Consider the following 22,117-nt stretch of genomic DNA (forward strand, 5'->3'; position numbering starts at 1 on the left):
CTGCACCGTCGGTTCCGTGATCATCCGCGCTTGGCCGGGACAGTACCAGCACGGTTGTCGAGGTTGATCACTGATCCGGAACGCGCTTCACGTTCAGCTGAAGTGAACTGCGGCACCCGTTTTCGGTTACATTCTTCTTTCGATCATCGAACAGATCTTCCGCTGAGGACGGCCGCGCGGCAGGAATTGCCGCGCCCCGGGATTCACCCGGGCTCGTCCTGTTGTCATCGTCGCCCGTCATTGCCGCGCTCCCACCCGATCGCTACGTTGAGGAGATCCTGGTCTAGACAACGTTGTCCATCGGGAGGTCTTCCTTGCCAAGCCAGCAGGACGTCAAGACCGTTCGACGCTCCAACGTTCCCTGCAGGCTCGTCGCTCTCGCGATCGCCGCCGCGACCGCGCTCGGACTCGCCCCTGCGGCCCAAGCCGCGATCGACGATCCGGCGCAGCACGTCAACCCGTTCGTCGGAACCAAGCCCGGCGAACCGGCCTTCGGGCACGGTGGGCTGCGGGCAACACCTTCCCCGGCGCGGTGGCACCGTTCGGGATGATGCAGTTCAGCCCGGACACCGCGACCTACCAGCACGGCGGTTATTCCTACGACGACGGCCGGATTCGCGGGTTCAGCCTCACGCACCTGTCCGGCGCCGGTTGCGGGGATTTCGGAAACGTCCCGTTCATGCCGGTTCTCGATGGTTCCCCGGTGGCCGACTGCTCCTTCTCCCACGACAACGAGTCGGCCTCCCCCGGAGCCTACGACGTCACCTTCGACAACGGGCTCCGCACCGAGCTGTCGGCGACCCAGCGCTCCGGCATCGCGCGGTTCACCTACCCGCAGGGGCAGCAGGCGTCGTTGTCGGTCGACGCGGCGAAGGCCTTCAACGACGCGAGCGATGCGGTGCGGGTCGGGAGCAACACCATCAGCGGTTACAGCGACAGCGGTGGTTTCTGCGGCGCCGACAACTCCTACCGCGTGCACTTCCACGCGACCTTCGACCGCGACTTCACCACCACCCAGGTCGACGGCGGGCGGGCGTTCGTCGGGTTCGACACCGCGCAGGCGCCGGAGGTGGTGGCGCGGATCGGGATCTCCTTCGTCAGCGAGGACAACGCCAAGGCCAACGCCGAAACCGAGCAGGGCGGACGCGGTTTCGACGAAATCCGCGACGGCGCCCGCGCCGCGTGGAACGGGGTGCTGGGCCGCATCGACGTCGGCGGGGGCAGCGACGAGGACCGGCGGCGGCTCTACACCGGCCTCTACCACTCCCTGCTGCACCCCAGCGTCTTCAGCGACGTCAACGGCCAGTACGCCGGTTTCGACGGGCAGGTGCACACCGCGGCCGAAGGACGCGCGCAGTACGCGAACTACTCGGGCTGGGACGTCTACCGCTCGCAGCTGCCGCTGGTGGCGCTGATCGCGCCGGACATCGCCTCGGACATCGCCCAGTCGGCGGTGAACCAGTCGGTGCAGGGCGGCTACTTCGACCGCTGGACGGTCGCCAACGGCGGCACCGGCGTGATGGTCGGCGACCCGCTGCCGATCATGGTGGCCAGCGCTCATGCCTTCGGCGCAACGGGTTTCGACACCGCGACCGCGCTGCGACAGATGCGGGAAGGCGCGACCAACACCGACGAGCGGCCGGGTCATGCCGAGTACGACTCGCTCGGGCACGTCCCGCCGGGGGTGCAGGACGTGTGGGGTTCGGCGGCCACGACGCTGGAGTACACCAGCGCCGACTTCGCGATCTCGCAGTTCGCCGAGCGGCTGGGCGCCACCGACGTGCACGAGGAGTTCCTGGCGAAGGCGCAGAACTTCGAGAACCTGTTCAACCCGGCCAACTCCTACCTGCAGCCGCGCAACGCCGACGGGTCGTGGCCGCAGTTCGACCCGGTGCAGACCGAGGAGTACACCGAGGGCAACGGCGCCCAGTACACCTGGATGGTGCCGTTCAACCAACGGGCGCTGTTCGACCTGATGGGTGGCGACGAGCGGGTGGTGTCCCGGTTGGACGAGTTCTTCACCGAGCTCAACGGCGGACCCGACAAGCCTTACGCCTACCTGGGCAACGAGCCGTCGCTGAACGCGCCGTGGGCCTACGCCTACGCGGGCCGGCCGGACAGGACCCAGGACGTGGTGCGGCGGGCGCTGACGTCGCTGTTCAAGTCCACACCGGACGGCGAGGTCGGCAACGACGACCTCGGGCAGATGTCGTCGTGGTCGGTGTGGGCCTCGATCGGCATGTACCCGCAGGTCCCCGGCCGTTCGGAACTGGTGCTGGCCAGCCCGGTCTTCTCGTCGGTGCGCATCGACCGGGGCGGCACGAGCATCGCGATCAACGCGCCCGGGGCCTCGGAGAGCGCGAAGTTCGTGCGCGGCTGGAGGTCAACGGCATCGACAGCTCCAAGCCGTGGGTGGGCGAGGACTTCGTCGCGGCGGGCGGCACGCTCGACTTCGATCTGAGCGACCAGCCCGATCCCGCTTGGGGCAGCGCCCCGCAGGACGCGCCCCGTCCTACGACGTGCGGGGCTGAGCTCAGGAGTCGGCGTCGCGCCAGCGCAGCACTTCCAGCGCGGCGCCGACTCCGACGATGTCGTCGGCCAGCGGGCGCGGCAGCAGCTCGTCGGCCCTCGCGAGCCTGCGCAGCACGGTGTTGCGGTGGGTGTAGAGGCGTTCGGCGGTGCGGGAGGCGTTGCACTGCTCACGGATGTAGGTGCGCACGACCTGGCGCAGCTCGGGGTCGGCTTCGCGCAGCCCGCCCAGCGCTTCGGCGACGAACTCGTCGGCGTGGGCGGGGTCTGCCGTCATCAGCGCGACCAGCTGGACGTCCTCGTAGCGGGCGACCTGGCGGCAGGAGCTGAGCCGGGCCAGCATCCGCTGGGCGGTGAGGGCGTCGAGGTGGCTGCGGCGGAAACCGTCCACGTCCCGGCCCGGGCGGCCGAGCGACACGCGCACGTGCGGGCGGGAGCTGAGCTTCTCGGACAGCTTCTCGGTGCACGCCGAGGTCGCCACCGGCAGCCAGATCCACAGGGTTCCGGCGGTGGCGACCACGGTCAGCCTCCGGCGGGCTCCGGTGAGTCGCACCAGTTCTTCGGCCGCGGCCTCCAGCTCTTCCAGTCCGGTGCGGGCCGTGCTCCACACGACGGCGGCGGTGTGCGGGCCGGTGAGCCCGTAGCCGAGCTTGAGCTCCGCGCGTCGCGCGCTGATCGGGGATCCTTCGAGGATGAGCGTGACGGCGGCGCGGCGGTCGGCGTTGGTGCCGCGCACGAGGGTGTCGAGCTCCTCCTGCATCCGCTCGCTGATGCCCGCGATGGTGTCGTTGACGTAGGTCGAGATGGACAGCGCGGTGACGTCGAGGAGTTCGCGCAGCTCATCGGGGTCGGAGGTGAGCGAGAAGCAGAGCTCCATCCAGAACCGCCACGCGACGTTCTGCCCGGCCCGGTAGGTGTCGAGCGCGTGCGCGTCGAGTCCGCGCCGGACCAGGTCGCGGGCGGTGTCGAGGGCCTGCGTGCCGAGGTGCGGCGGGACGCGGCAGCCGGGGTCCTGGACGTTGGCGACGGCCCAGTGCACGACGTTGTCGACGTTGGTCTGCCGCAGCCCGTCGGCGAGCACGGGGTCGGCGGCGATGGCCTGCGTCCGGTCGGCGTCGAGGACGGCGGCGTGCAGCTCCTCCGCCCACCTCGTGGGCGGCCGCAACGCCTTCTCCGCACCCATCCGGATCAACTCCCGGACCCGGGCGGACGGACAGGGCCACGATCGCGTCACGGCAGGCACTATGCCCCACATCACCCGATTCGGGAAAGTCTCGGCCCGAGAGGCGGTTCTGGCCCGAATCGCGCGTGATCATCCTCCGCTTCGCCCGGTCAATTCGGACCAGAACCGCCCGTTCGCGAGGAACCCCGCACGTTGGTGGGGCTGCCCGGGGGTTCGGCGCAGCGGGCCTGGAGGTTGGCCGGGACCTCGGCGAGGTCGGTTCCCGCGCGCTGGTGGGTGCTCTCGTAGCCCCGGGTGCAGACGAACGGGTCGAAGCTGTTCAGGACGAGGCCGAAGCGGGCTCTGCCGTCGCCGGGGACGGTCGTCTTGGTGCCCTGCGCGAGGCTGGGGTAGGTGACCAGCAGCTGCTCCACGCCGTCGAGGCGGGTGCGGTAGACGTTGGCGGTGGTCAGCAGGTTGCCGAACAGCCCGCCCAGCTGCGGCCCGGATTCCCGCAGCAGCCCGCTGATCTGCTCGGCCGCGTCGGGTGCCGCACCGATGACGCGGCGCAGGTCCGGGTCGGAGGCCCGCAGCTGACCGGCGAACAGGTGCAGGTCCCTGCTGAACGAGGCGATTTCGGCGCCCTGCTCGCGCTGCGTTTCCAGCACCGTCCGGCCGCTGGTGATCAGGTCGACGGTCTGCGGCAGGTGATCGGTGGCCTTCCGGGTGTAGGCGTGGGAGGTGTCGAGCAGCGTTCCCAGCGGCCCGTTGAGGCCGGTGAAGGCCAGGTCCAGCTCGGTGACCACGGTCTGCAGCGACCCGATCGGGATGCTCTGGACGGTGCGGTCCAGGTTGGCCAGCAGGTCCTCCGGCGGCACCGGGATCGAGGTGCGGTCGCTGGTGATCACCGACCCCTCGCCCAGGTGCGGGCCGCCGTCGGACCGGGGCCGCAGGTCGACGTACTGCTCCCCCACCGCCGACCGGTTGGTGACCACGGCTTCGGTGTCGGCCGGGATCCTCGGTGCGCTGTCCTCGATCTCCAGCGACACGTCGATGCCGTCCGGGGTCAGCCGCAGCGGCCCGACCCGGCCGATCGGCAATCCGCGGTAGGTGACCTCGGCGTTGGTGAAGATGCCGCCGGAGTCCCGGAACCGGGCCACGGCGGTGTACCCGCGCGAGGACACCAGCCGGTCCAGCCCGGCGTAGGTGGCGCCGACGTAGGTGATGCCGACCAGGGCGATCAGCACGAACGCACCGATCTGCAGCTTGATCCGCTTGGAGATCACCGGACACCTCCGAGCACGGCGTCGAACGGTCCGCCCGGTCGCGGTGGCGGCGGCAGGGCCGGCGCGGGCGGGACGGGAGCGGGCTGGGCGGGGATCGGCAGCGGCAGTTCGCTGGGCCCGGCGCCGCCGGTGGGCGGCGGGCGCCCCTGCAGCACGTTGTCCACGATGGTGCTCAGGTCGAGGTCCAGCTGCAGGTCCAGGTTGGTGTAGTCGCCCTTGATGGCGTTCACCGTGTAGTCGGTGAAGGGGAAGGTGACCAGGATTTCCAGCGATTTCGGGAGGTCCTCGCCCGCTTCGGCGAGCTTGCGCAGGATGGGGCTCAGCGAGCGCAGGTTGGCGAGGGTGTCCTCCTTGCTGCGCTCGGTGGTCTCCACCGCGACCTCGGAGAGCCGGTCCATCTGCTGCAGCATGGTGACCAGCTGCCCGCGCTGCTCGTTGATGACCTTCAGGCCCGGCCCGAGGTTGTCCAGCGCGAAGGCGATGTCGTCTCGCTGGTCGACCAGCGAGGCCGCGAGCCGGTTGAGCCCGTCGATGGCGCGGGTGATCTCGTCGCGCTGGCCGTCGAGTTCGCGGGTGAAGACCTCCAGGTTCCGGTGCAGCGAGCGGATGTCGGCCTCGTTGCCCGACAGCGCGGCGCCCAGTTCCTGGTTGATCTGCTGCAACTGCCCGATCCCGCCGCCGTTGAGCAGCATCGACAACGCGCCGAGGACCTCCTCGACCTGCGGGTGGCGGTTGGTGCGCGACAGCGGGATGTGGTCGCCGTCGGCCAGCAGCGGGCCACCGGCTGTCGCGGAACCGTCGAGCTGGACGTACTTCTCGCCGAGCAGGCTGGACTGGCGCAGCTGCGCGACGGCGCTGGCGGGCAGCCGCACGTCGCGGTTGATCTCCAGGGTGACCGCGGCGGTCCAGCCGTCCGGGGCGAGCCGGATGCCCGAGACCCGGCCGACGGCGACGTCGTTGACCTTCACGCTCGCCTGCGGGACCAGGTCGAGCACGTCGGCCAGCTGCGCGGTCACCCGGTACGGGTCGTCGCCGAGGTCGGCGCCGCCGGGCAGCGGCGCGTTGTAGATGCCGGTGAAGCCCTGCTGGCCGCACCCGGCGAGCAGCAGCAGCGTCAGCAGCGCGGTCGCGATCCGCATCAGCGACCACCTCCCGGGTGCGGTGCTCCGGTGTCGCGCATCGCGTCGACCAGCGGCAGCGGGATGTCCGGGGCGTGGCCGTGGCGCAGCGAGGACAGCGCGTCGGCCGGGGACGGCAGCGGGACGGCGCCGGTGACGATCGGTTCGATGCGCTGGCAGGCGTCGGCGAGCGCGGGCGGGATCGGCCGGTCCGGCGGCGACTGCCGCAGCAGCTTGCAGACCAGCACGATCGGCGGGTGGGTGAGCTCGTTGATGTTGCCCCGGGTTCGGGTGGAGCCGGTGCTCGCCTCGTAGGTGTTGGCGAGGTTCGACAGCCCCAGCGGCGCCAGGTCGGTGACCTCCTCCAGCGCCGCACGCTGGTCGACGAGCACCTGCGTGACCGCCCGGAGGTGGTCCACGTTGGACTGGAGCACGGCGCGGTTGTCGCGGATGAACGCGGCGGTGTCGGCCAGGGCCGGCCCGAGTTCCCGCAGCGCACCACCGAGTTCGCCGCGTTCGGCGGCCAGGATCCCGGCGGTGTCGGCGAGCTGGGTGTTGAACCGGCGGACCTCCTGGTCGCTGTCGGCGAGGGTGCGGTTGAACAGCTGCAGGTTGTCGACGGTGGCGAACATGTCGTCCTTGGACCCCGACAGCGTGCTGGTGGCCTGGCCGAGCTGCCGCAGCATGTCGTTGAGCTGCGCGCCGTTGCCGCCGAGGTTGGCGGCCTGCACGTCGAGGAAGTCCGACAGCGCGCCGTGCCGGTTGGCGCCGTCGGGCCCGAGCATCCGCATGGTGCGGTCGGTGTTGCGGTTGATCTCGTCGAGCTCCAGCGGGGTCGCGGTGCGCTCGCGCGGGATCACCGCGCCGTCGGACAGTTCCGGCCCGTCCTCGTAGACCGGCGTGAACTGCACGTAGCGGTCGCTGACCAGGCTCGGTGCCACCGCAACGGCTTTCGCGTCGGCGGGGATCGGGGTGCCGTCGTCGACGCGCATCTCGACCCGAACCCTGGTGCCCTCCGGGACGACCTCGGTCACCGAGCCGACCCGCATGCCCAGCACGCGCACGTCCGAGCCGGGGAACAGGCCGACGGTGGCGCCGAAGTAGGCGGTCACCGAGGTCCGCGCGGACATCGCCACGGCCCACCAGGTCCCGCCGGTGACCAGCAGCGCCACCGCGAGCACGATCGCCATCACCCGCCGGTTCATCGCGGACCTCCCCGGCCGGACCCGCCCTCGATCGGCGGGCGGCAGCCTTCCTCGTTGGACGTGACGGGACCGGCGTGCAGCATCGGCGGGACCTGGCCGCACACGTAGCTGTCGAACCAGCGCCCGTTGCCGACGGTGTTGCTGAAGTAGCGCGCGAACGGCGCCAGGTTCTGCAGGCCCCGGTTGAGGTTGTCCTGGTTTCGGTGCAGCACCGCGGTCACCCGCTCCAGCGTGGTCAGCGCGGGTTTCAGCTGCGCGTGGTTGTCGGCGACGAGACCGCGCAGCTGCTCGGCGAGCTCGCGGGTGCTGCGCAGCAGGGTGCCGATGGCTTCGCGGCGGAAGCGGATCTCCTCCATCAGCAGGTTGCCGTCGGCGATGAGCTTGGCGAAGACCTCGTCGCGGTCGCCGAGCACCTGGCTGACCTGGCGGGTGTTGCTCAGCAGCTGCTTGAGCTGCGCGTCGCGCTGGGAGATGACCTGCGAGAACGCCGAGAGCCCGCGCAGCGCCTCGCCGACGTGCGCGGGGGTGCCGCGGAAGGTGTCGGCCATCGTCTGGAAGCTCTGCGCCAGCGCGGCGGTGTCGACCTCGCCGGAGCTGCGGCCGAGGTCCTGGAAGGCCTCGGTGACGTCGTAGGGCGAGCGGGTGCGCTCGGCGGGGATCGGTTCGGAGGAGTCCTGCTCGCGCTCGCCCTGCGGGTCCAGCGACAGGAACTTCTGGCCCAGCAGGGTCTTGATCTCGATGGAGGCGGTGGTGCGGTCGCCGACCCAGGCGTCGTCGACGCGGAAGGCGACCTCGACGTGCTTGCCGCGCAACGACATCGACGTCACCGTGCCGGCCTTGACGCCGGCGATGCGCACCTCGTCGTCCGGTTTGAGCCCGGCGGCCTCGGTGAACTGCGCGCGGTAGGTGGTGCCGCCGACCACCGGCAGGTCCTCGAAGTAGAACGCCAGCAGCGACACGACGGTGATCAGCACCAGTCCCACCACCCCGGCGGCGGCCGGGTCGCGTCGTTTCAGCCGTCCGATCATCGGCACCTCTCCGGCATCTGCTCCGGCGCCGTCGCGGGCAGCGGCATCGCCACGCCGAGGCTGGAGATGCGCACCTGCCCGGAACTGCGGCACAGGAAGTAGTTGAACCAGGACCCGTAGCTGGCGGTGCGGTTGATGGTGTTGAGCTTGCTCGGCAGCCCGGCGGCGAACCGCTCCACCAGCGGCCGGTGGTTGTCGAGGTGGTGCGAGAGCACGCCGAGGTGGTGGATGCTCTCGCGCAGCGGCTGCCTGCCTTCGGCGAGCAGCCCGGTGGTCGCCGCGTTGAGCTGCCCGATCCCCTCGACGGCGGAGCCGATCTGCTCGCGGTCGGCGGCCAGGCCGGACACGACCTGCTGGGTCTGCACCAGCACCTCGTCGAGTTCGGCGTTGCGGCTGTTGATGGTGCCGAGCACGTCGTTGAGGTTGGTGACGACCTCGCCGATCACCTGGTCGCGGGAAGCCAGGGTCTGGGTCAGCGAGCCGATGTGCGCCAGCAGGCTCTGCACGGTGCCGCCTTCGCCCTGCAGGGTTTGGATGATCGCGTGCGAGAGCCGGTTGACGTCCTCCGGTGAGAGCGCCTGCAGCAGCGGTTTGAACCCGTTGAACAGCACGGTGAGGTTCAGCGCGGGCCGGGTGCGTTCGAGCGGGATCGTCGAGCCCTCCGGCAGCATCGCGCCGGAACCCTCACCTCTTTCGATGGCGACGTAGCGCTGGCCGACCAGGTTGCGGTACTTGATCGAGGCGGTGGTCGAGGCGGGCAGGGCGCGTTCGCCGAAGAGCGCGAACTCCACGTGCGCCTGCCGCTTCTCGGCGATCTCGATGTTGCGGACCTGGCCGACCTTGACCCCGGCGATGCGCACGTCGTCGCCCTCGTTGAGCCCGGTGACGTCGGTGAACCGGGCCGAGTAGTGCGTGGTGGGGCCGAAGCTCGTGTTGGCGATGGTGATGCCGAGCAGCCCGGTGGCCAGCAGCGTCACCGCGACGAACGCGACGAGCTTGGTCAGCGACGGTGTGATCGATCTCATCGCACCTCCACCTGCGCTCCGCGGTACAGCGGACCGACCAGCAACGTGCTCCAGCCCGGGACCTCGTCCGGGCGCAACCGGGTGGCGGGCGAGAGCAGCGCGGCGATGAGGCGCTGCTCGGCCGGTGAGTGCTGCATCGACCCCGAGGGGCCGGTGAACGAGCTCGGGCTGGTCGAAGCCGGTGGGGTGTGCTGCTCGCGCTGCGGCGGGTGGGTCGAGCCGTCGCGCGGCGGTCCGCCGCCGGGCAGGTCGGCGGGCATCGGGACCTGGTCGTAGCAGCGGGGTCCGCGCTGGTCCTGCCAGCGGGGTTCGTCGTGGCCGGGCAGGTACTTGTCCCCGCTGTCGCTGATCTGCACCCGCAGCCGGATCACGCCGGGCGTGTCGGTGCCCTTGCCCGCGACCTGGTCGAGTCGCGGCACGGCGTCGGCGAGATCGTCGAACAGGCAGGGGTATTCGGGTGAGTAGCGCGCGAGCAGGCGGAGGTGTTCGCGGCTGGCCGCGTTGAGCCCGATGATGTTCTCCTGGTTGGCGCGCAGGAACCCGTCCAGGTCGGTGACACCGGTGGTCACCGTGCGGTACAGGCGGTCCAAGCCGGCGCGGTTGTCGGCGACGGTGCGGTGGTTGACGGCGAGGTCGCGCAGCGCCTGGGTGAGCTCCGGCGTGGTGTCGGCGTAGAGGTGGGCGACGTCGGCGAGCGCCTGGATGTTGCCCTTGAGCTCGGGTAGCACCGGGTTGAACTGCTCCAGGTAGGCGTTGCTGGCCACCAGCGTCTCGCCTAACTGCTCGCCGCGACCGTCCAGCGCCATCGACACGGTGTTGAGGGTGGTCGCCAGCTTGTCCGGCCGGACCGCCTGCAGCACCGGCATCAGATCGCTGAGCACCTTCTCCAGCTCGATCGAGGCCTCGCTGCGGTCCTGCTCGATGACGTCGTCGTCGCGCAGCGATTCCCGGGAGGGGCCCGCCGGTGGGACGAGGCTCACGTACCGCTCGCCGAACAGGGTTTTCGGCAGCAGCCGGGCGGTGACCCCGGCGGGGATGAGGTGCGCCTTGTCCGGGTGCAGCGCCAGGTCTAGTTCGGCGCCGCTCGCAGTGGCGCGCACCTCCCGCACCTCGCCGACGACCAGCCCGCGCACCTTGACGTCGGAGGGCGGTTGCAGCTGGTTGCCGACCCGGTCGGTGCGCAGCAGCACGTTGACCACCGGGGTGAACGCCTTCTGGTACACCGCGACCGTCGAGGCCAGGAACAGCACGATCACGCTGATGAACACCGCGCCGACCACCCGCCGGCGCAGCGTCCGAGCCCCCTCCCCCGCGCTCATCCGGCGATCCGCACGGTCGTGGTGGCGCCCCAGATGGCGAGGCTGAGGAAGAAGTCGAGCACGTTGAGCGAGATGATCGCGGTGCGCACCGCTCGTCCCACGGCGCTGCCGACCCCGGCTGGGCCGCCGGCGGCGCGGAAGCCGTAGTAGCAGTGCACCAGGATGATCATCAGGCTGAACAGCAGCACCTTGCCGAAGGAGAACAGCACGTCCTGCGGCGGCAGGAACAGGTGGAAGTAGTGGTCGTAGGTGCCCGCCGACTGGCCGTAGAAGTAGACCGTGATCACCCGCGAGGCCAGGTAGGACGACATCAGCCCGATCACGTACAGCGGCACCACCGCCCCGAGCCCGGCCAGCACGCGGGTGGTGACCAGGAACGGAACGCTGCGCACCGCCATGACTTCCAGCGCGTCGATCTCCTCGGAGATGCGCATCGCCCCGAGCTGCGCGGTGAAGCCGCAGCCCACGGTCGCCGACAGCGCGAGACCGGCCACCAGCGGCGCGACTTCGCGGGTGTTGAAGTACGCGGAGACGAACCCGGTGAAGCTGGCGGTGCCGAGCTGATTGAGCGCGGTGTAGCCCTGCATCCCGACGACGGTCCCGGTGAACAGCGTCATGCCCACCATCACGCCGATCGTGCCGCCGAGCACCGCCAGCGCACCGCTGCCGAAGGTCACCTCGGCCAGCAGCCGCAGCACCTCCTTGGAGTAGCGGCGCAGCGTGCGCGGCGCCCACGCGAGGGCGCGCAGGTAGAACATCGCCTGGTCGCCGGAGGTGTCGAGCACCTGCAGCGGGCGGTTGAGCAGCCGCCGGACGCGGCCGGTCGCCACGACCACGGCTCACATCCCCTTCGGCGGAACGAGCTGCAGGTAGATCGCGGTGAGCACCACGTTCACCAGGAACAGCAGCATGAACGAGATGACCACGGCCTGGTTCACCGCGTCCCCAACGCCTTTCGGCCCGGGTGCGGGGTTGAGGCCGCGGTGGGCGGCGACGACCCCGGCGATGAACCCGAAGATCACCGCCTTGATCTCGCCGATCCACAGGTCGGGCAGCTGGGCGAGACCGTTGAAGCTGGCCATGTAAGCGCCGGGCGTGCCGCCCTGCATGATGACGTTGAAGAAGTAGCCGCCGAGCACGCCGACGACGCTGACCACGCCGTTGAGCAGGGTCGCCACCAGCATCGCCGCGAGCACGCGCGGCACCACCAGCCGGTGGATCGGTGAGACGCCCAGGGTTTCCATCGCCGCGATCTCGTCGCGGATGGTGCGCGCCCCCAGGTCCGCGCAGATCGCCGAGCCACCGGCTCCGGCGATCAGCAGCGCGGTGATCAGCGGGCTGGCCTGCTGGATGATGGCCAGCACGCTGGAGGCGCCGGTGAACGACTGGGCGCCGATCTGCTTGGTCAGCGACCCGAGCTGCAGCGCGATCACCGCCCCGAACGGGATGGACACCAGGGCGGTGGGCAGAATGGTCACGCTGGCCACGAACCAGGACTGCTGGACGAACTCGCGGCACTGGAACGGCCGGGCGAACACGGCCCTGGCCACGTCCACGGCGTGCAGGAACAACCGTCCGGCCTCGCTGAGCGGACCGGTACCGGCCGGTCGCGCCACTCCAACACCCATCGCGGCTCCCCGGTGATCTCGGCAGGGCATCCAGAGTGATCAGCCGCACTCCTCGCAACCAGGGGCACAGTGCCCCAGAATTCACCCAGCCTGATGCACATCGCCCGTAACCCGGACCCGCCCCGGGAGCGATAACCACTCCTGATCGCTTCGAGAGTCCCTCCACCCCAGCTGATTCCGGTGTCCCAAGTGGAGCAGAGCCGTCCACTCACTCGGTTCAGGCCGGTTTCGCGCCGGTCGGAGCGGGTAGTCCCGAAAGTGGAGGCCGGATTCGACGGAACGGAGGTGCGCGGCGTGGTGAGCTGGCAGGCACGACTGGTCCTCGCCGAGTACTGGCTGACGCGACGCAAGAAGATCTTCGCCGATCCCGGCGAGCTGCGCGCGAGCGCCGAGAGCCACCAGGCGGAGAGCGTGCAGGTGCCGGACTGGGTCCACCGCCGCTTCCACGTCGAGGAGACCGACGTGCTCGGGCACCGCTGCTACACGCTGCACCCGCGCGAACCGGAGAACTCCCAGCACATCCTGTACCTGCACGGCGGCGCCTACGTGCACCAGGTGGAGCGCGCGCACTGGCGGTTCCTGGCGCGGCTGATCGACGCGACCGGGTCGGTGGTGACCGTCCCGATCTACCCGCTGGCACCTGCGCACGCCTACGACGAGACGCTGGCGATGGTGTGGGAGACCTACCAGCGGGTGCTGAGCGGACTGCCGCCGCAGGACCAGGTGATCATGGGCGATTCGGCGGGCGGCGGACTGGCGCTGTTCGTGGCGCAGCGGATCGAGCACCGCGGTGGGCCGCAGCCGCGCCGCCTGGTGCTGTTCGCGCCCTGGCTGGACCTCACGACCAGCGATCCCGCCATCGCCGACCGGGAGCCGCACGACCCGTTCCTGAGCGCGCCCGGTCTGCGCGAGGCCGCGCGCCTGTACACGCGCGATCTCGACCCGCGCGATCCCCGGGTGAGCCCGCTGTTCGGCGACCTGTCCGGGCTGGCGCCGATCAGCGTGTTCACCGGCACGCGGGACGTGCTGCTCGCCGACTCGCGCCGGCTGCGCGACCGGATCCACGATTCCGGCGGCGACATCGACTACGAGGAGTACCCGGGGATGTTCCACGGCTGGGTGCTGCAGTCGCTGCCGGAGGCCGAGCGCGCGAGGAACCGGGTTTCCACACTTGTGGGTGATTGAGCGCGCCACGTCCGGGGAAACCACCATGAGGCCCATCCCCCGACGTGCCGGAGAGGTGACCGGTGATGACGCATCCGCCCGACCCCGATCACGTGCAGCCGTTCCTCAAGGAAGTGCACTACCCGGTCAGCAAGGCCGAACTGGTGCACATCGCCGAGGAGCGGGGCGTGGACAACGAGGTGCTGCGAGCCGTTCGGCTCGTGCCGGACCGCACCTACGAAACGCAGGAAGAGGTCCGCGAGGAAGTCGCTTTCGGCAGCTGACCCGTCCCGAGCCGAACGGGTCTCGTCGGACGCTAACGCGGCGGTCGTCCACTCCGGTCTCCGGTGGCGCTGACCGTGCTGAGGACGAGCAGGGTCACGTCGTCGCCGGAGGACTCGGAGGTCACCAGCTGGTTCATCACCGAGGCGCAGACCTCGCCGGCGCGCGCGGCGGTGACCGCTTCGCACAGGTCGTCCAGCCCGTCGTCGATCGGCCGCTTGCGGCCTTCGACCAGACCGTCGGTGTAGAAGCACACCACCGATTCCGGCGGGACCTCGACCTCGGTGGTGCGCCGCTGCCGCTTCGACACCTCGACCCCGACCGGCGGGTCGACGGGCGCGTCGACGAGCTCGCCGCACCCGCCGGGGCGGGCCATGACCGGTGCCAGGTGACCGGCCAGCGAGACTTCCAGCCGCGCCGTGTCCGGGTCGTAGAGGGCGTAGCAGACGGTGGCCATCGCGTCGGGCTCGAAGTAGGTGACCTTGCGGTCGAGCTTGTGCAGCACGCGGGCGGGGTTCTCGTCGTCCAGCGCGTAGGCGCGCAGCGCGCTGCGCAGCCGTCCCATGACCACGGCCGCCGACAGCCCGTGCCCGACGACGTCGCCGACCACGATCCCGATGCGGCCGGACGGCAGCTGGAACACGTCGTACCAGTCGCCGCCGATCCCGTGGTCCGCGCCGCCGACGTAGCGGGCGTCCATCGACGCACCCGGGATCGACGGCAGCTTGCCGGGCAGCAGGCTGTGCTGCAGCACCGTGGCGGCGATGCGCTCGGCGCGCGACGAGCCCACCTGCGAGACCGAGGCGATGCGGTCGGCGGCGACCTGCACCAGCTGCGCGTCGTGGTCGGTGAACCCGTGCTCGGTGAAGGCCCCGACGCACAGCACCCCGATCGCCTCGCCGTCGGCGATCATGGGTGCGCCCGCCATCGAGCTGATGCCCCGGTCGCGCAGCGCGCGGCTGATCAGGAGGTCGTCGGTCACGCGGTCGAACACGCAGGCCTTGCGGTCGGTGAGAACGGTGCCGGCGAAGCCGTGCCCCACCGGCATGCGCACGCCCTGCTTGACGTCGTCGTCGATGCCGACCGCGGCGGTGGCGATCAGTTCCTCGCCGTCGGGGTCGAGCAGCAGCACGGTCGCCATGTCCACCCCCAGCACGTCTCGCACCCGCGCCAGGATCTCCCTCAGCAGGTCGTTGACGTCAAGGTGGGCGAGCGAGGTGTCCGTGACCAGGTCGATGCGTCGCAAACGCTCCTCGGCGGAAGACTCCGCGGAAGCATGCATGTCAGCCACCATAACGTCCGCAGTGCCCTGGCGTCTGCGCCGCAAAGGCTGCACCTTTGCCAGCAGCGGTTCTGGCCAGCATCATGGGGAACATGGATCCCGACATCAACGAACACCAAGCACCATTCAGCGCGGTGACCGAGTGGTCGGGTCGAACGCTGTTCGTCACCGCGACCGGCGAGGTCGAGCTGATCAACGCACCTCAGCTGGAGTCCGTCTTGGACCAGGCGGCCGAGGACCGGCCGAACGTGCTGGTGCTCGACATCACGGCTGTCACGTTCCTGTCCTCGGCGGGACTGGCCGTGCTGGTGCGCACGCACCGCAACGCCGAGGCGGCGGGCATCCGGTTCGGCGTGGTCGCCGACAACCCGGCGACCCGGCGTCCCATCCAGCTCATGGGGCTGGATCAGGAGTTCGAGGTCTTCGCCGATCGTGAAGGGGCGCTGGCCGGCGCGAAGGGTTTGTGACCGGGCAGGAACGCCTACCCTAGAGCTGCGATCGAGCCCGAACTGTTAGGACGCATCTATGGCACCCGCTCAGTCAGGCGGGCCGGGGTCGAACTCCGGGGACGTCGGTGACCTCCGCCGTCACGGCGTGCCCGCCTCCGCCGGCAACCTGCCGGTGCTGCGCGACGAAGTGGATGAGTGGGCCCGTGCCGCGGGGCTCGGCGGCGAGATCGCCGAGTCCCTGGCACTGGCCACCTACGAGGCGATGGCCAACGCCGTCGAGCACGCCTACGGGGGCGCTGCGGGTTTCCTGGACGTGGACGCCGTCCGCAGCGCGGCCGCGATAGAGGTCACGGTCACCGACCACGGCGCCTGGCGCCCGCCGCACGAGAGCGACCCGCAGCGCAAGCGCGGCCTGCCGCTGATCGAACGGCTCGCCGACGAGGCCGTGGTGACCTCCGGCGAGCACGGCACGCGCGTCCAGATGCGCTGGGCCGTGCCGGTGCGCCACAGCGACGACGACATGGCCTCCGCCGACGCCTGAGCGCTCAGCCGGTGAGGAATTCCTCGACGAGATCTCCGAATTCGCGCGGTGCCGCGTAGGGCACCATGTGGGCGGCTCCGGGCCAGGTGACCAGGCGGCCTCCGGGCAGCAGGGAGGTCACCCGCTGCGCCCAGCCGTGCGGGACGAGCTCGTCGTGCTCCCCTCTGATCACCAGGACCGGGACGTCGATCGCGGGCAGCTTGTCCTCGACGCGGTCGCGGATCGACTCGGCGAAACTGCTCACCACGCGGCGGAATCCGGCTTCGCGGTAGTCGCGGAAGGTCAGCGGCGCCAGCCCGCGCGGTTCGTGGCGGGAATTGCGCAGCCACCGCCGCAGCTGTCCCGCTGCGCTGCGGGCCAGCGGATCGGTGGTCGGCCCGACCAGGACGAGGCCGCGCACGTTCTCCGGGGCGCGCAGCGCCGTTTCGACCGCGATCTGGCAGCCGAAGGAGCACCCCAGCAAGGTCACCTCGCCGAGCCCGGCCGCGTCCCGCCACGCCTCGACCGCCTGGGCCAGTCCGGCGAGGCCGAGCGGCCGGGGAGGCCCGCTGCTCGCGCCGAAGCCCGGCAGGTCCACCGCCCACGTCTCGCGAATGCCGGAACGTCCGGCCACGAAGGGCAGCAGTTCGCGACTGGAGACACCGGCTCCGTGCACGCACACCAGCGGCGGGCGCGTTCCGCCCACGTGCCAGGCCACCAGGCCCCCGGGCGAGAGGTCCGGGCGCTCCAGGCCGATGCGGGTGCGCTGCATGCGAATCCTCCCCGGTCAGCGGACCTGCGGCGTCGTGCGGGCCGAGGAATCACCGCCTTGTCCGAGCGCGGACGTGTGAGCGGTGGATCGTCCGGGTATTCCGACGGCCGACCGGATGATCAACGCAACCTCGCGATTGGGGCGAAAGATGACCGCCACGACTCGGCTTCCGAAGCCCACCAGTGAATCCTGGCACTGGCAGCTGCACGCGGCTTGCCGAGACCTCAGGACCAGCCGCTTCTTCCACCCCGACAACGAGCGGGGTGAGCGGCGCGCCGAGCGCGAGCGGCAGGCCAAGGCCGTGTGCCGGCGCTGCCCGGTCATCGCGCAGTGCCGGGAGCACGCCCTCAAGGCGCACGAGCCCTACGGCGTGTGGGGTGGGCTCGGCGAGCAGGAACGCCGCGCCCTGCTCGGCCACCGCCGCAACGCGGCGGCCTAGGACTCCTCCGATGTGCGGTGCGAGCGGCAGTTGCAGGCGTGGGTGCTCATGCACGGCTGCGCTGTCCTCTTCGGAGCTTTTCCGCTCCCCGCACCGCTGAGCGAGGCGATCCCGCGACGGCGCTGAGATTATCCGTGCGCCGCAAGGGGTATTGCGCGACGGTAGGCACCGCTGGCCATCGTGGAGGCGACAATGCACCAGGAACGACCGCGCACACCGCCGAAGGACGACGACGAGGCCGCCGGGGCTCCGACGACGTCCGGTCGGGAGCGGCGCGAGCAGCTCGACGAGGAGACCGACGACCTGCTGGACGAGATCGACGACGTCCTGGAGGACGCCCCCGAGGAGTTCGTCCGCGGCTACGTCCAGAAGAGCGGTCAATGACGACCGCGTTCAGCTCGAGGCTCGGCGCCGGGAACGTTCCTCCCGGCGCCGAGCCCTCTTTCGTCACACGTGATCCCGCGGGATGCGGCGGTCCCAGTTCTTCGAGAACACCCGCTCGCCACCGAGGTAGCCGTCCAGCTCGGCGTGCAGCCGGAACTCGTGCGGTGTCGAGGTGAGGGCGGTGCGCGTGCTGGTGCGCACCGCCCAGTCGCCTCGGGCGAACCGCAGCGTCCACTCGGTCTCGCCGCGCACGGAGTCGAAGTCCTCGCCGACCCAGCTGTAGCGCTCGACGGCGCGCCGGTGGACGTCGAGGTCGATGTCGTCGAAGCGCACCTGGCCCAGGTCCTTGATGACCTCCAGCGACGACCGGTAGTCGACGAGGTCCCTGCTCACCTGCCACTGCTCCTGACCGGGGGTGATCTGCTTGGCCTGCACCGGCGGCGTGCCCTCGGGCTCGCCGAACAGCGGCGTGGGGAGCTCGTCGGCCTCCTCCGGCGGTCGCAGCGGCAGTTCCAGTTCGCTGTCCTCCGGGTGGATGGTCAACCGCACCGGCTCCGGCGGTGGCCAGGCCAGCGGCCAGTACGAAGTGGACAGCGCCAGCCGGATGCGGTGGCCCGCCGGGAAGGCCTGCGCGACACCGTTGAGCCGCAGCTGAACCTGGTAGCGCACACCGGGTTCCAGCGGCTTCGGCTCGTCGTGGCCGTCGCGGTGGGTCAGGTTGAGCAGCCCGTAGGTCACGCGCGTGGCCTGGCCCTCCGGGCTGACGTCGGACAGCCGCGCGGCCAGCATCGCCACCGGGCGGTCGACCTCGACGCAGACGTCCAGCAGCGGGCCGCCGAGGATCTCGCAGCGCTCCTCGAGCGGGTCGGTGCCGAACACCAGCGAACCGCCGTCCTCCTCGCGCTGGTCGTAGGGCAGGTCCGGCGGCGCGTTGTAGGAGCACCACTTGCCGCCGTACTGCCCGACCGACAGCGGTGAGCACACCGTCACCGGCGGGCTCCGGCGCTCCTCCCCCGGTCGGGCGATCGTGTTCTGCGCCAACGGGAATCGGGTGCGGTGCACGTGCGGAGAGGGCCACGACGGCTCGCCGACCCAGCGGCCGGGCCGGTCCTCGTAGCTGGTGGAGGGCGGCATGCTCTCCTGCATCCAGGTGCACAGCATCGGCTCGTCCATCACGCCGTTGTCGACGTCCTTGAGCCAGCGGTCCCACCAGCGCACGAGCTCCTGCAGGAATCCGATGGCCGGGCCCGGCCGGCCCAGGTGCGGGTACTTGTGCGACCACGGCCCGATCAGGCCGCGGCGCGGCACGTCGAGGTTCTGCATCAGGCGGAACACCGCGTTGGAATAGCCGTCGGCCCAGCCGCTGACCGCCAGCACCGGGCAGCCGACGTCGGAGAAGTCCTCGCAGATCGAGCCGTGCCGCCAGTAGTCGTCGCGGCGCTGGTGGCGCAGCCAGGTGTCCAGCCACAGGCCGCTGTCCTCCATGCGCTCGCGCCACATCTCCTCCCAGCGGTCGCCGACCACCGCCGGATCGGGCGGGCAGGAGTTGTAGGAGAACATGGTGCTCGCCCACGACAGGTTGTCGCTGAGCAGGCACCCGCCCATGTAGTGCACGTCGTCGGCGTAGCGGTCGTCGGCGCAGCACAGCGCGGCGATCGCGCCCAGGCTCTCCGGGCGGCGCGCGGCGACCTGCAGGGCGTTGAAGCCGCCCCAGGAGATGCCCATCATGCCGGTCCGGCCGCTGCACCAGGACTGCTCGGCCAGCCAGGCCAGCACCTCCTCGGCGTCGGAGAGTTCGAGCTCCAGGTATTCGTCGGTGAGCACGCCGTCGGATTCGCCGCTGCCGCGCAGGTCCACGCGCGCGCAGGCGTAGCCGTGCCCGGCCAGGTACGGGTGGTGGATCGAGTCGCGGATCGCGGTGAGGTCGCGCTGCCGGTACGGGATGAACTCCAGCACCGCGGGGACCGGCTCGGTGTCCGAGGCCACGGGCCGCCAGAGGCGGCCGGATAGCCGGGTCCCGTCCGCCAGCGGGATCCAGATCTCCTCCTGCTTGGTCTCGAGCGGGAGCTCGCTCACCTCGCGCACACGTCCTCCTCTGTCGTCACGGCGGGTCCCAGGCACCACCCGCTGACCTACCCACCAATCGATCCGGCCATGCCCGATCGGGCCACGTTTCACCACGCGGCGCAGCGGTTACTCGCGGAACAGGACTGCCGACGGAGCCCGGTGGGTGGAGGACTGCAGCATGGTTCGGTTCGGGTACACGCTGATGACGGAGCAGTCGGGGCCGCGCGAGCTGGTCAAGCAGGCAGCCGCCGCCGAGCGGGCGGGCTTCGACTTCGCGGTCATGAGCGACCACTACTCGCCGTGGCTGGACGAGCAGGGCCACTCCCCCTACGCGTGGAGCGTGCTCGGAGCGGTCACGCAGACGACCGAGAGCATGGACCTGCTGAGCTTCGTGACCGCGCCGATCATGCGGTACCACCCCGCCGTCGTCGCGCAGAAGGCCGCCACGATCGGATTGCTGTCGGACAACCGGTTCACGCTCGGCGTCGGCTCCGGGGAGAACCTCAACGAGCACGTCATCGGCCGCGGCTGGCCGCCGGTGAACGTGCGGCACGAGATGCTCGACGAGGCGCTGCGGATCATCTCGTCGCTGTTCGAGGGCGGCTACGTCGACTTCCGCGGCGACCACTACCGGGTGGACTCGGCGAAGTTGTGGGACCGGCCCGACCAGCGGGTGCCGATCGCCACCGCCGTGTCGGGCGAGCAGTCGGTGCAGAAGTTCGCCCCGCTGTCGGACGCGATGATCGCGGTCCAGCCCGAGGCCGCGCTGTGCCGGGGCTGGGACGCCGCGGCCGGCGGTGAGCAGCGCAAGTACGGGCAGCAACCGATCTGCTGGGACCCCTCCGCCGAGGCCGCCGCCAAGCGCGCCTGGTCGCAGCTGCGCTGGTTCGCCGGCGGCTGGAAGGTCAACGCCGAACTGCCCGGCACGTCTGGTTTCGCCGCGGCCACCCAGCACGTGCGCGTCGAGGACGTCACCGCGGGCATTCCCTGCGGCCCGGACGTCGACAAGATCGTCGAGTCCGTCTCGGCCTACTGGGAGGCCGGCTTCACCGACATCGCGCTGGTGCAGGTCGGTGTGGACGAGGACCCGGCGGGCTTCTTCGGCTTCGCCCGCGGGAAGCTGCTGCCCGCGCTCCGCGAGGCCGCCGGCGGCTGAGCGCCTCAGCGCAGCGTGCGGCCGGTTCCTCGCCAGGTGATCCCCGCGCGGCCGGGCTCGCGCGGGTCGAGCTGGTTGCGGGCGTCGACCAGCACCGGCGCTCGCATGACCTCGGCGACCTTCGCCCAGTCCAGCTCCGCGAACTCGGGCCAGTCGGTCAGCAGCACCAGGGCGTCCGCGTCCTCGGCGGCCAGGTAGGCGTCGCCGACGCAGCGGACTCCGGCCACCGCGGACAGCTGCGCGCACTCCGGGTCGTAGCCGCGCAGCTGCGCGCCCCGGTCGGCCAGCAGCCGGGCGATCGCGAGCGCGGGCGAGTCGCGCAGGTCGCCGGTGCCCGCCTTGAACGTCAGGCCCAGCAGGCCGATCCGCGCGCCCGCCACGTCACCGCCGCAGCGGTCGACCACCTTGTCGGCCACTCGGGCCTGGTGGTGCCCGTTCGCGCGGACCGCGGCGCGCAGCAGCGGCAGCTCCACGCTGGCGGTGTCGGCGGTGCGGAGCAGGGCCGCGGTGTCCTTCGGCAGGCACGAACCGCCCCACCCGGGCCCGGCGCGCAGGAACGACGGTGCGATGCGGTGATCGCGCTTCATCCCCTCGGTGACCGCCTCGACGTCGCCACCGGTGCGCTCGCAGAGCTCGGCGAGGTCGTTGACGTAGGAGAGCTTGGTGGCCAGGAAGCCGTTGGAGGCGTACTTGACGAGCTCCGCGCTGACCGGGTCGATGAGCACCGTGCGCGCGCCCAGCGGCGAGTACAGACCGGCGACGAGCTCGGCCGCGCGCGGCTCGTCGGCGCCGACGACCACGCGGTCCGGGTTGAGGAAGTCCTCGACGGCGTGCCCCTCCCGCAGGAACTCCGGGTTGCTGACCACCGCCACGTCCTCGCGGCCCAGCAACCGGCCGAGGCGCTCGGCGGTGCCCACGGGCACGGTCGACTTGGTCACCACCACCGCCCCGCGCGCCAGCAGCGCGCGGATGTCGCCGACGACCGATTCGACGGCGCCGAGGTCGGCGTCGCCGTCGGCGCCCATCGGCGTCGGCAGGCACAGGAGCACGACCTCGGCGCCGGAGACCGCCTGCCGGTTGTCGCGGGTGAACCGGAGCCCGCCCGTCGCCGCGCCTTCCGCGACGAGCTCGCCGAGACCGGGCTCGCGGATGTCCACCTCGCCCCGCCGCAGCCGGGCGATCTTCTCGCCGTCGACGTCGCAGCAGCTCACCTCGTGGCCCAGCTTGGCCAGGCAGGCACCCGTGGTGAGGCCGACGTAGCCGCAGCCGACCACCGCGATCCGGCGCGATTCCATGATGGGC

22 protein-coding genes are annotated in these 22,117 nt (G+C 71.0%); 9 read left to right on the forward strand and 13 right to left on the reverse strand.

Features of this window, described 5'->3' with window-relative positions:
* Nucleotides 1-314: 314 nt before the first annotated feature.
* Together R4I43_RS17685 and R4I43_RS17690 are read left to right on the forward strand one after the other, a co-directional pair.
* Nucleotides 315-551, forward strand: a complete 237-nt coding sequence (locus R4I43_RS17685) for a hypothetical protein (RefSeq protein ID WP_324266731.1) — start codon at nt 315-317, stop codon at nt 549-551.
* Entirely contained in the window at nt 551-2,461 is a 1,911-nt protein-coding gene (locus R4I43_RS17690) for a GH92 family glycosyl hydrolase (RefSeq protein WP_324266732.1), read from the forward strand. The genes R4I43_RS17685 and R4I43_RS17690 overlap by 1 nt, the downstream gene beginning before the upstream one ends.
* 72 nt (nt 2,462-2,533) lie before the next feature.
* On the opposite strand, the gene R4I43_RS17695 is transcribed toward R4I43_RS17690, so the two are convergent.
* From R4I43_RS17695 to R4I43_RS17735, 9 genes are all read right to left on the reverse strand, one after another.
* Nucleotides 2,534-3,712 carry a PucR family transcriptional regulator gene (locus tag R4I43_RS17695; RefSeq protein WP_324266733.1) on the reverse strand — a complete coding sequence of 393 codons (1,179 nt, stop codon included), beginning with the start codon at nt 3,710-3,712 and terminating at the stop codon, nt 2,534-2,536.
* 149 nt (nt 3,713-3,861) lie between these two features.
* Nucleotides 3,862-4,977, reverse strand: coding sequence for an MlaD family protein (locus R4I43_RS17700; protein WP_324266734.1), 1,116 nt, complete (start codon nt 4,975-4,977; stop codon nt 3,862-3,864).
* On the reverse strand, nt 4,974-6,116 hold the full coding sequence (locus R4I43_RS17705) for an MCE family protein (protein WP_324266735.1): 1,143 nt from the start codon (nt 6,114-6,116) through the stop codon (nt 4,974-4,976). Before R4I43_RS17705 ends, R4I43_RS17700 begins: the two co-directional genes overlap by 4 nt.
* A complete protein-coding gene (locus tag R4I43_RS17710; protein ID WP_324266736.1) occupies nt 6,116-7,300 on the reverse strand; it encodes an MCE family protein in 1,185 nt (394 codons plus the stop codon). The genes R4I43_RS17705 and R4I43_RS17710 overlap by 1 nt, the downstream gene beginning before the upstream one ends.
* Nucleotides 7,297-8,328: an MCE family protein gene (locus R4I43_RS17715; protein WP_324266737.1), complete on the reverse strand. Its 1,032-nt coding sequence runs from the start codon at nt 8,326-8,328 to the stop codon at nt 7,297-7,299. The genes R4I43_RS17710 and R4I43_RS17715 overlap by 4 nt, the downstream gene beginning before the upstream one ends.
* Nucleotides 8,325-9,353: an MCE family protein gene (locus R4I43_RS17720; RefSeq protein ID WP_324266738.1), complete on the reverse strand. Its 1,029-nt coding sequence runs from the start codon at nt 9,351-9,353 to the stop codon at nt 8,325-8,327. The genes R4I43_RS17715 and R4I43_RS17720 overlap by 4 nt, the downstream gene beginning before the upstream one ends.
* Entirely contained in the window at nt 9,350-10,672 is a 1,323-nt protein-coding gene (locus tag R4I43_RS17725) for an MCE family protein (RefSeq protein WP_324266739.1), read from the reverse strand. Before R4I43_RS17725 ends, R4I43_RS17720 begins: the two co-directional genes overlap by 4 nt.
* Nucleotides 10,669-11,430 (reverse strand): MlaE family ABC transporter permease, encoded by a 762-nt coding sequence (locus R4I43_RS17730; RefSeq protein WP_324266769.1) that lies wholly within the window; start codon nt 11,428-11,430, stop codon nt 10,669-10,671. Before R4I43_RS17730 ends, R4I43_RS17725 begins: the two co-directional genes overlap by 4 nt.
* 81 nt (nt 11,431-11,511) lie before the next feature.
* Entirely contained in the window at nt 11,512-12,300 is a 789-nt protein-coding gene (locus tag R4I43_RS17735; protein WP_324266740.1) for an MlaE family ABC transporter permease, read from the reverse strand.
* 294 nt (nt 12,301-12,594) lie between these two features.
* Here R4I43_RS17735 and R4I43_RS17740 point away from each other — a divergent pair, with 294 nt between their 5' ends.
* Together R4I43_RS17740 and R4I43_RS17745 are read left to right on the forward strand one after the other, a co-directional pair.
* On the forward strand, nt 12,595-13,485 hold the full coding sequence (locus R4I43_RS17740; RefSeq protein ID WP_324266741.1) for an alpha/beta hydrolase: 891 nt from the start codon (nt 12,595-12,597) through the stop codon (nt 13,483-13,485).
* Between the two features lie 65 nt (nt 13,486-13,550).
* The gene (locus R4I43_RS17745) at nt 13,551-13,748 is read left to right on the forward strand and encodes a DUF2795 domain-containing protein (protein WP_324266742.1); all 198 of its coding nucleotides are present in this window, start codon (nt 13,551-13,553) and stop codon (nt 13,746-13,748) included.
* Between the two features lie 32 nt (nt 13,749-13,780).
* Here the strand turns inward: R4I43_RS17745 and R4I43_RS17750 are convergent, their stop codons facing one another.
* On the reverse strand, nt 13,781-15,028 hold the full coding sequence (locus R4I43_RS17750; protein WP_324266743.1) for a PP2C family protein-serine/threonine phosphatase: 1,248 nt from the start codon (nt 15,026-15,028) through the stop codon (nt 13,781-13,783).
* 92 nt (nt 15,029-15,120) lie between these two features.
* Between R4I43_RS17750 and R4I43_RS17755 the strand changes: the two genes are divergently transcribed.
* Entirely contained in the window at nt 15,121-15,495 is a 375-nt protein-coding gene (locus R4I43_RS17755; protein WP_324266744.1) for an STAS domain-containing protein, read from the forward strand.
* 58 nt (nt 15,496-15,553) lie between these two features.
* Nucleotides 15,554-16,018: an ATP-binding protein gene (locus R4I43_RS17760; RefSeq protein WP_324266745.1), complete on the forward strand. Its 465-nt coding sequence runs from the start codon at nt 15,554-15,556 to the stop codon at nt 16,016-16,018.
* 4 nt (nt 16,019-16,022) lie between these two features.
* On the opposite strand, the gene R4I43_RS17765 is transcribed toward R4I43_RS17760, so the two are convergent.
* Entirely contained in the window at nt 16,023-16,769 is a 747-nt protein-coding gene (locus tag R4I43_RS17765) for an alpha/beta fold hydrolase (protein WP_324266746.1), read from the reverse strand.
* Nucleotides 16,770-16,917: 148 nt separating this feature from the next.
* Between R4I43_RS17765 and R4I43_RS17770 the strand changes: the two genes are divergently transcribed.
* Both R4I43_RS17770 and R4I43_RS17775 read left to right on the forward strand, forming a co-directional pair.
* Nucleotides 16,918-17,208 carry a WhiB family transcriptional regulator gene (locus R4I43_RS17770; protein ID WP_324266747.1) on the forward strand — a complete coding sequence of 97 codons (291 nt, stop codon included), beginning with the start codon at nt 16,918-16,920 and terminating at the stop codon, nt 17,206-17,208.
* Between the two features lie 192 nt (nt 17,209-17,400).
* Nucleotides 17,401-17,592: a ubiquitin-like protein Pup gene (locus R4I43_RS17775; RefSeq protein ID WP_324266748.1), complete on the forward strand. Its 192-nt coding sequence runs from the start codon at nt 17,401-17,403 to the stop codon at nt 17,590-17,592.
* Between the two features lie 63 nt (nt 17,593-17,655).
* On the opposite strand, the gene R4I43_RS17780 is transcribed toward R4I43_RS17775, so the two are convergent.
* Nucleotides 17,656-19,677 (reverse strand): CocE/NonD family hydrolase, encoded by a 2,022-nt coding sequence (locus R4I43_RS17780; protein ID WP_324266749.1) that lies wholly within the window; start codon nt 19,675-19,677, stop codon nt 17,656-17,658.
* Nucleotides 19,678-19,837: 160 nt separating this feature from the next.
* On the opposite strand from R4I43_RS17780, the gene R4I43_RS17785 reads away from it, so the two are divergent.
* Nucleotides 19,838-20,815, forward strand: coding sequence for a TIGR03557 family F420-dependent LLM class oxidoreductase (locus R4I43_RS17785; RefSeq protein ID WP_324266750.1), 978 nt, complete (start codon nt 19,838-19,840; stop codon nt 20,813-20,815).
* Between the two features lie 5 nt (nt 20,816-20,820).
* On the opposite strand, the gene R4I43_RS17790 is transcribed toward R4I43_RS17785, so the two are convergent.
* Complete coding sequence (locus tag R4I43_RS17790) at nt 20,821-22,110, reverse strand: UDP-glucose dehydrogenase family protein (RefSeq protein ID WP_324266751.1); 1,290 nt, start codon at nt 22,108-22,110, stop codon at nt 20,821-20,823.
* Nucleotides 22,111-22,117 lie beyond the last annotated feature (7 nt).

It is taken from the genome of Saccharopolyspora mangrovi, assembly GCF_035320975.1.
GTDB lineage: Bacteria > Actinomycetota > Actinomycetes > Mycobacteriales > Pseudonocardiaceae > Saccharopolyspora > Saccharopolyspora mangrovi.

What these genes read in the sequence shown, in the direction of transcription:
- R4I43_RS17690 (WP_324266732.1), top strand. Translation starts at nt 551, where the DNA reads ATGCAGTTCAGCCCGGACACCGCGACCTACCAGCACGGCGGTTATTCC.
- R4I43_RS17695 (WP_324266733.1), bottom strand. Translation starts at nt 3,712, where the DNA reads ATGGGTGCGGAGAAGGCGTTGCGGCCGCCCACGAGGTGGGCGGAGGAG.
- R4I43_RS17705 (WP_324266735.1), bottom strand. Translation starts at nt 6,116, where the DNA reads ATGCGGATCGCGACCGCGCTGCTGACGCTGCTGCTGCTCGCCGGGTGC.
- R4I43_RS17710 (WP_324266736.1), bottom strand. Translation starts at nt 7,300, where the DNA reads ATGAACCGGCGGGTGATGGCGATCGTGCTCGCGGTGGCGCTGCTGGTC.
- R4I43_RS17715 (WP_324266737.1), bottom strand. Translation starts at nt 8,328, where the DNA reads ATGATCGGACGGCTGAAACGACGCGACCCGGCCGCCGCCGGGGTGGTG.
- R4I43_RS17720 (WP_324266738.1), bottom strand. Translation starts at nt 9,353, where the DNA reads ATGAGATCGATCACACCGTCGCTGACCAAGCTCGTCGCGTTCGTCGCG.
- R4I43_RS17725 (WP_324266739.1), bottom strand. Translation starts at nt 10,672, where the DNA reads ATGAGCGCGGGGGAGGGGGCTCGGACGCTGCGCCGGCGGGTGGTCGGC.
- R4I43_RS17730 (WP_324266769.1), bottom strand. Translation starts at nt 11,430, where the DNA reads ATGTTCTACCTGCGCGCCCTCGCGTGGGCGCCGCGCACGCTGCGCCGC.
- R4I43_RS17735 (WP_324266740.1), bottom strand. Translation starts at nt 12,300, where the DNA reads ATGGGTGTTGGAGTGGCGCGACCGGCCGGTACCGGTCCGCTCAGCGAG.
- R4I43_RS17745 (WP_324266742.1), top strand. Translation starts at nt 13,551, where the DNA reads ATGACGCATCCGCCCGACCCCGATCACGTGCAGCCGTTCCTCAAGGAA.
- R4I43_RS17750 (WP_324266743.1), bottom strand. Translation starts at nt 15,028, where the DNA reads ATGCATGCTTCCGCGGAGTCTTCCGCCGAGGAGCGTTTGCGACGCATC.
- R4I43_RS17755 (WP_324266744.1), top strand. Translation starts at nt 15,121, where the DNA reads ATGGATCCCGACATCAACGAACACCAAGCACCATTCAGCGCGGTGACC.
- R4I43_RS17760 (WP_324266745.1), top strand. Translation starts at nt 15,554, where the DNA reads ATGGCACCCGCTCAGTCAGGCGGGCCGGGGTCGAACTCCGGGGACGTC.
- R4I43_RS17765 (WP_324266746.1), bottom strand. Translation starts at nt 16,769, where the DNA reads ATGCAGCGCACCCGCATCGGCCTGGAGCGCCCGGACCTCTCGCCCGGG.
- R4I43_RS17770 (WP_324266747.1), top strand. Translation starts at nt 16,918, where the DNA reads ATGACCGCCACGACTCGGCTTCCGAAGCCCACCAGTGAATCCTGGCAC.
- R4I43_RS17775 (WP_324266748.1), top strand. Translation starts at nt 17,401, where the DNA reads ATGCACCAGGAACGACCGCGCACACCGCCGAAGGACGACGACGAGGCC.
- R4I43_RS17785 (WP_324266750.1), top strand. Translation starts at nt 19,838, where the DNA reads ATGGTTCGGTTCGGGTACACGCTGATGACGGAGCAGTCGGGGCCGCGC.
- R4I43_RS17790 (WP_324266751.1), bottom strand. Translation starts at nt 22,110, where the DNA reads ATGGAATCGCGCCGGATCGCGGTGGTCGGCTGCGGCTACGTCGGCCTC.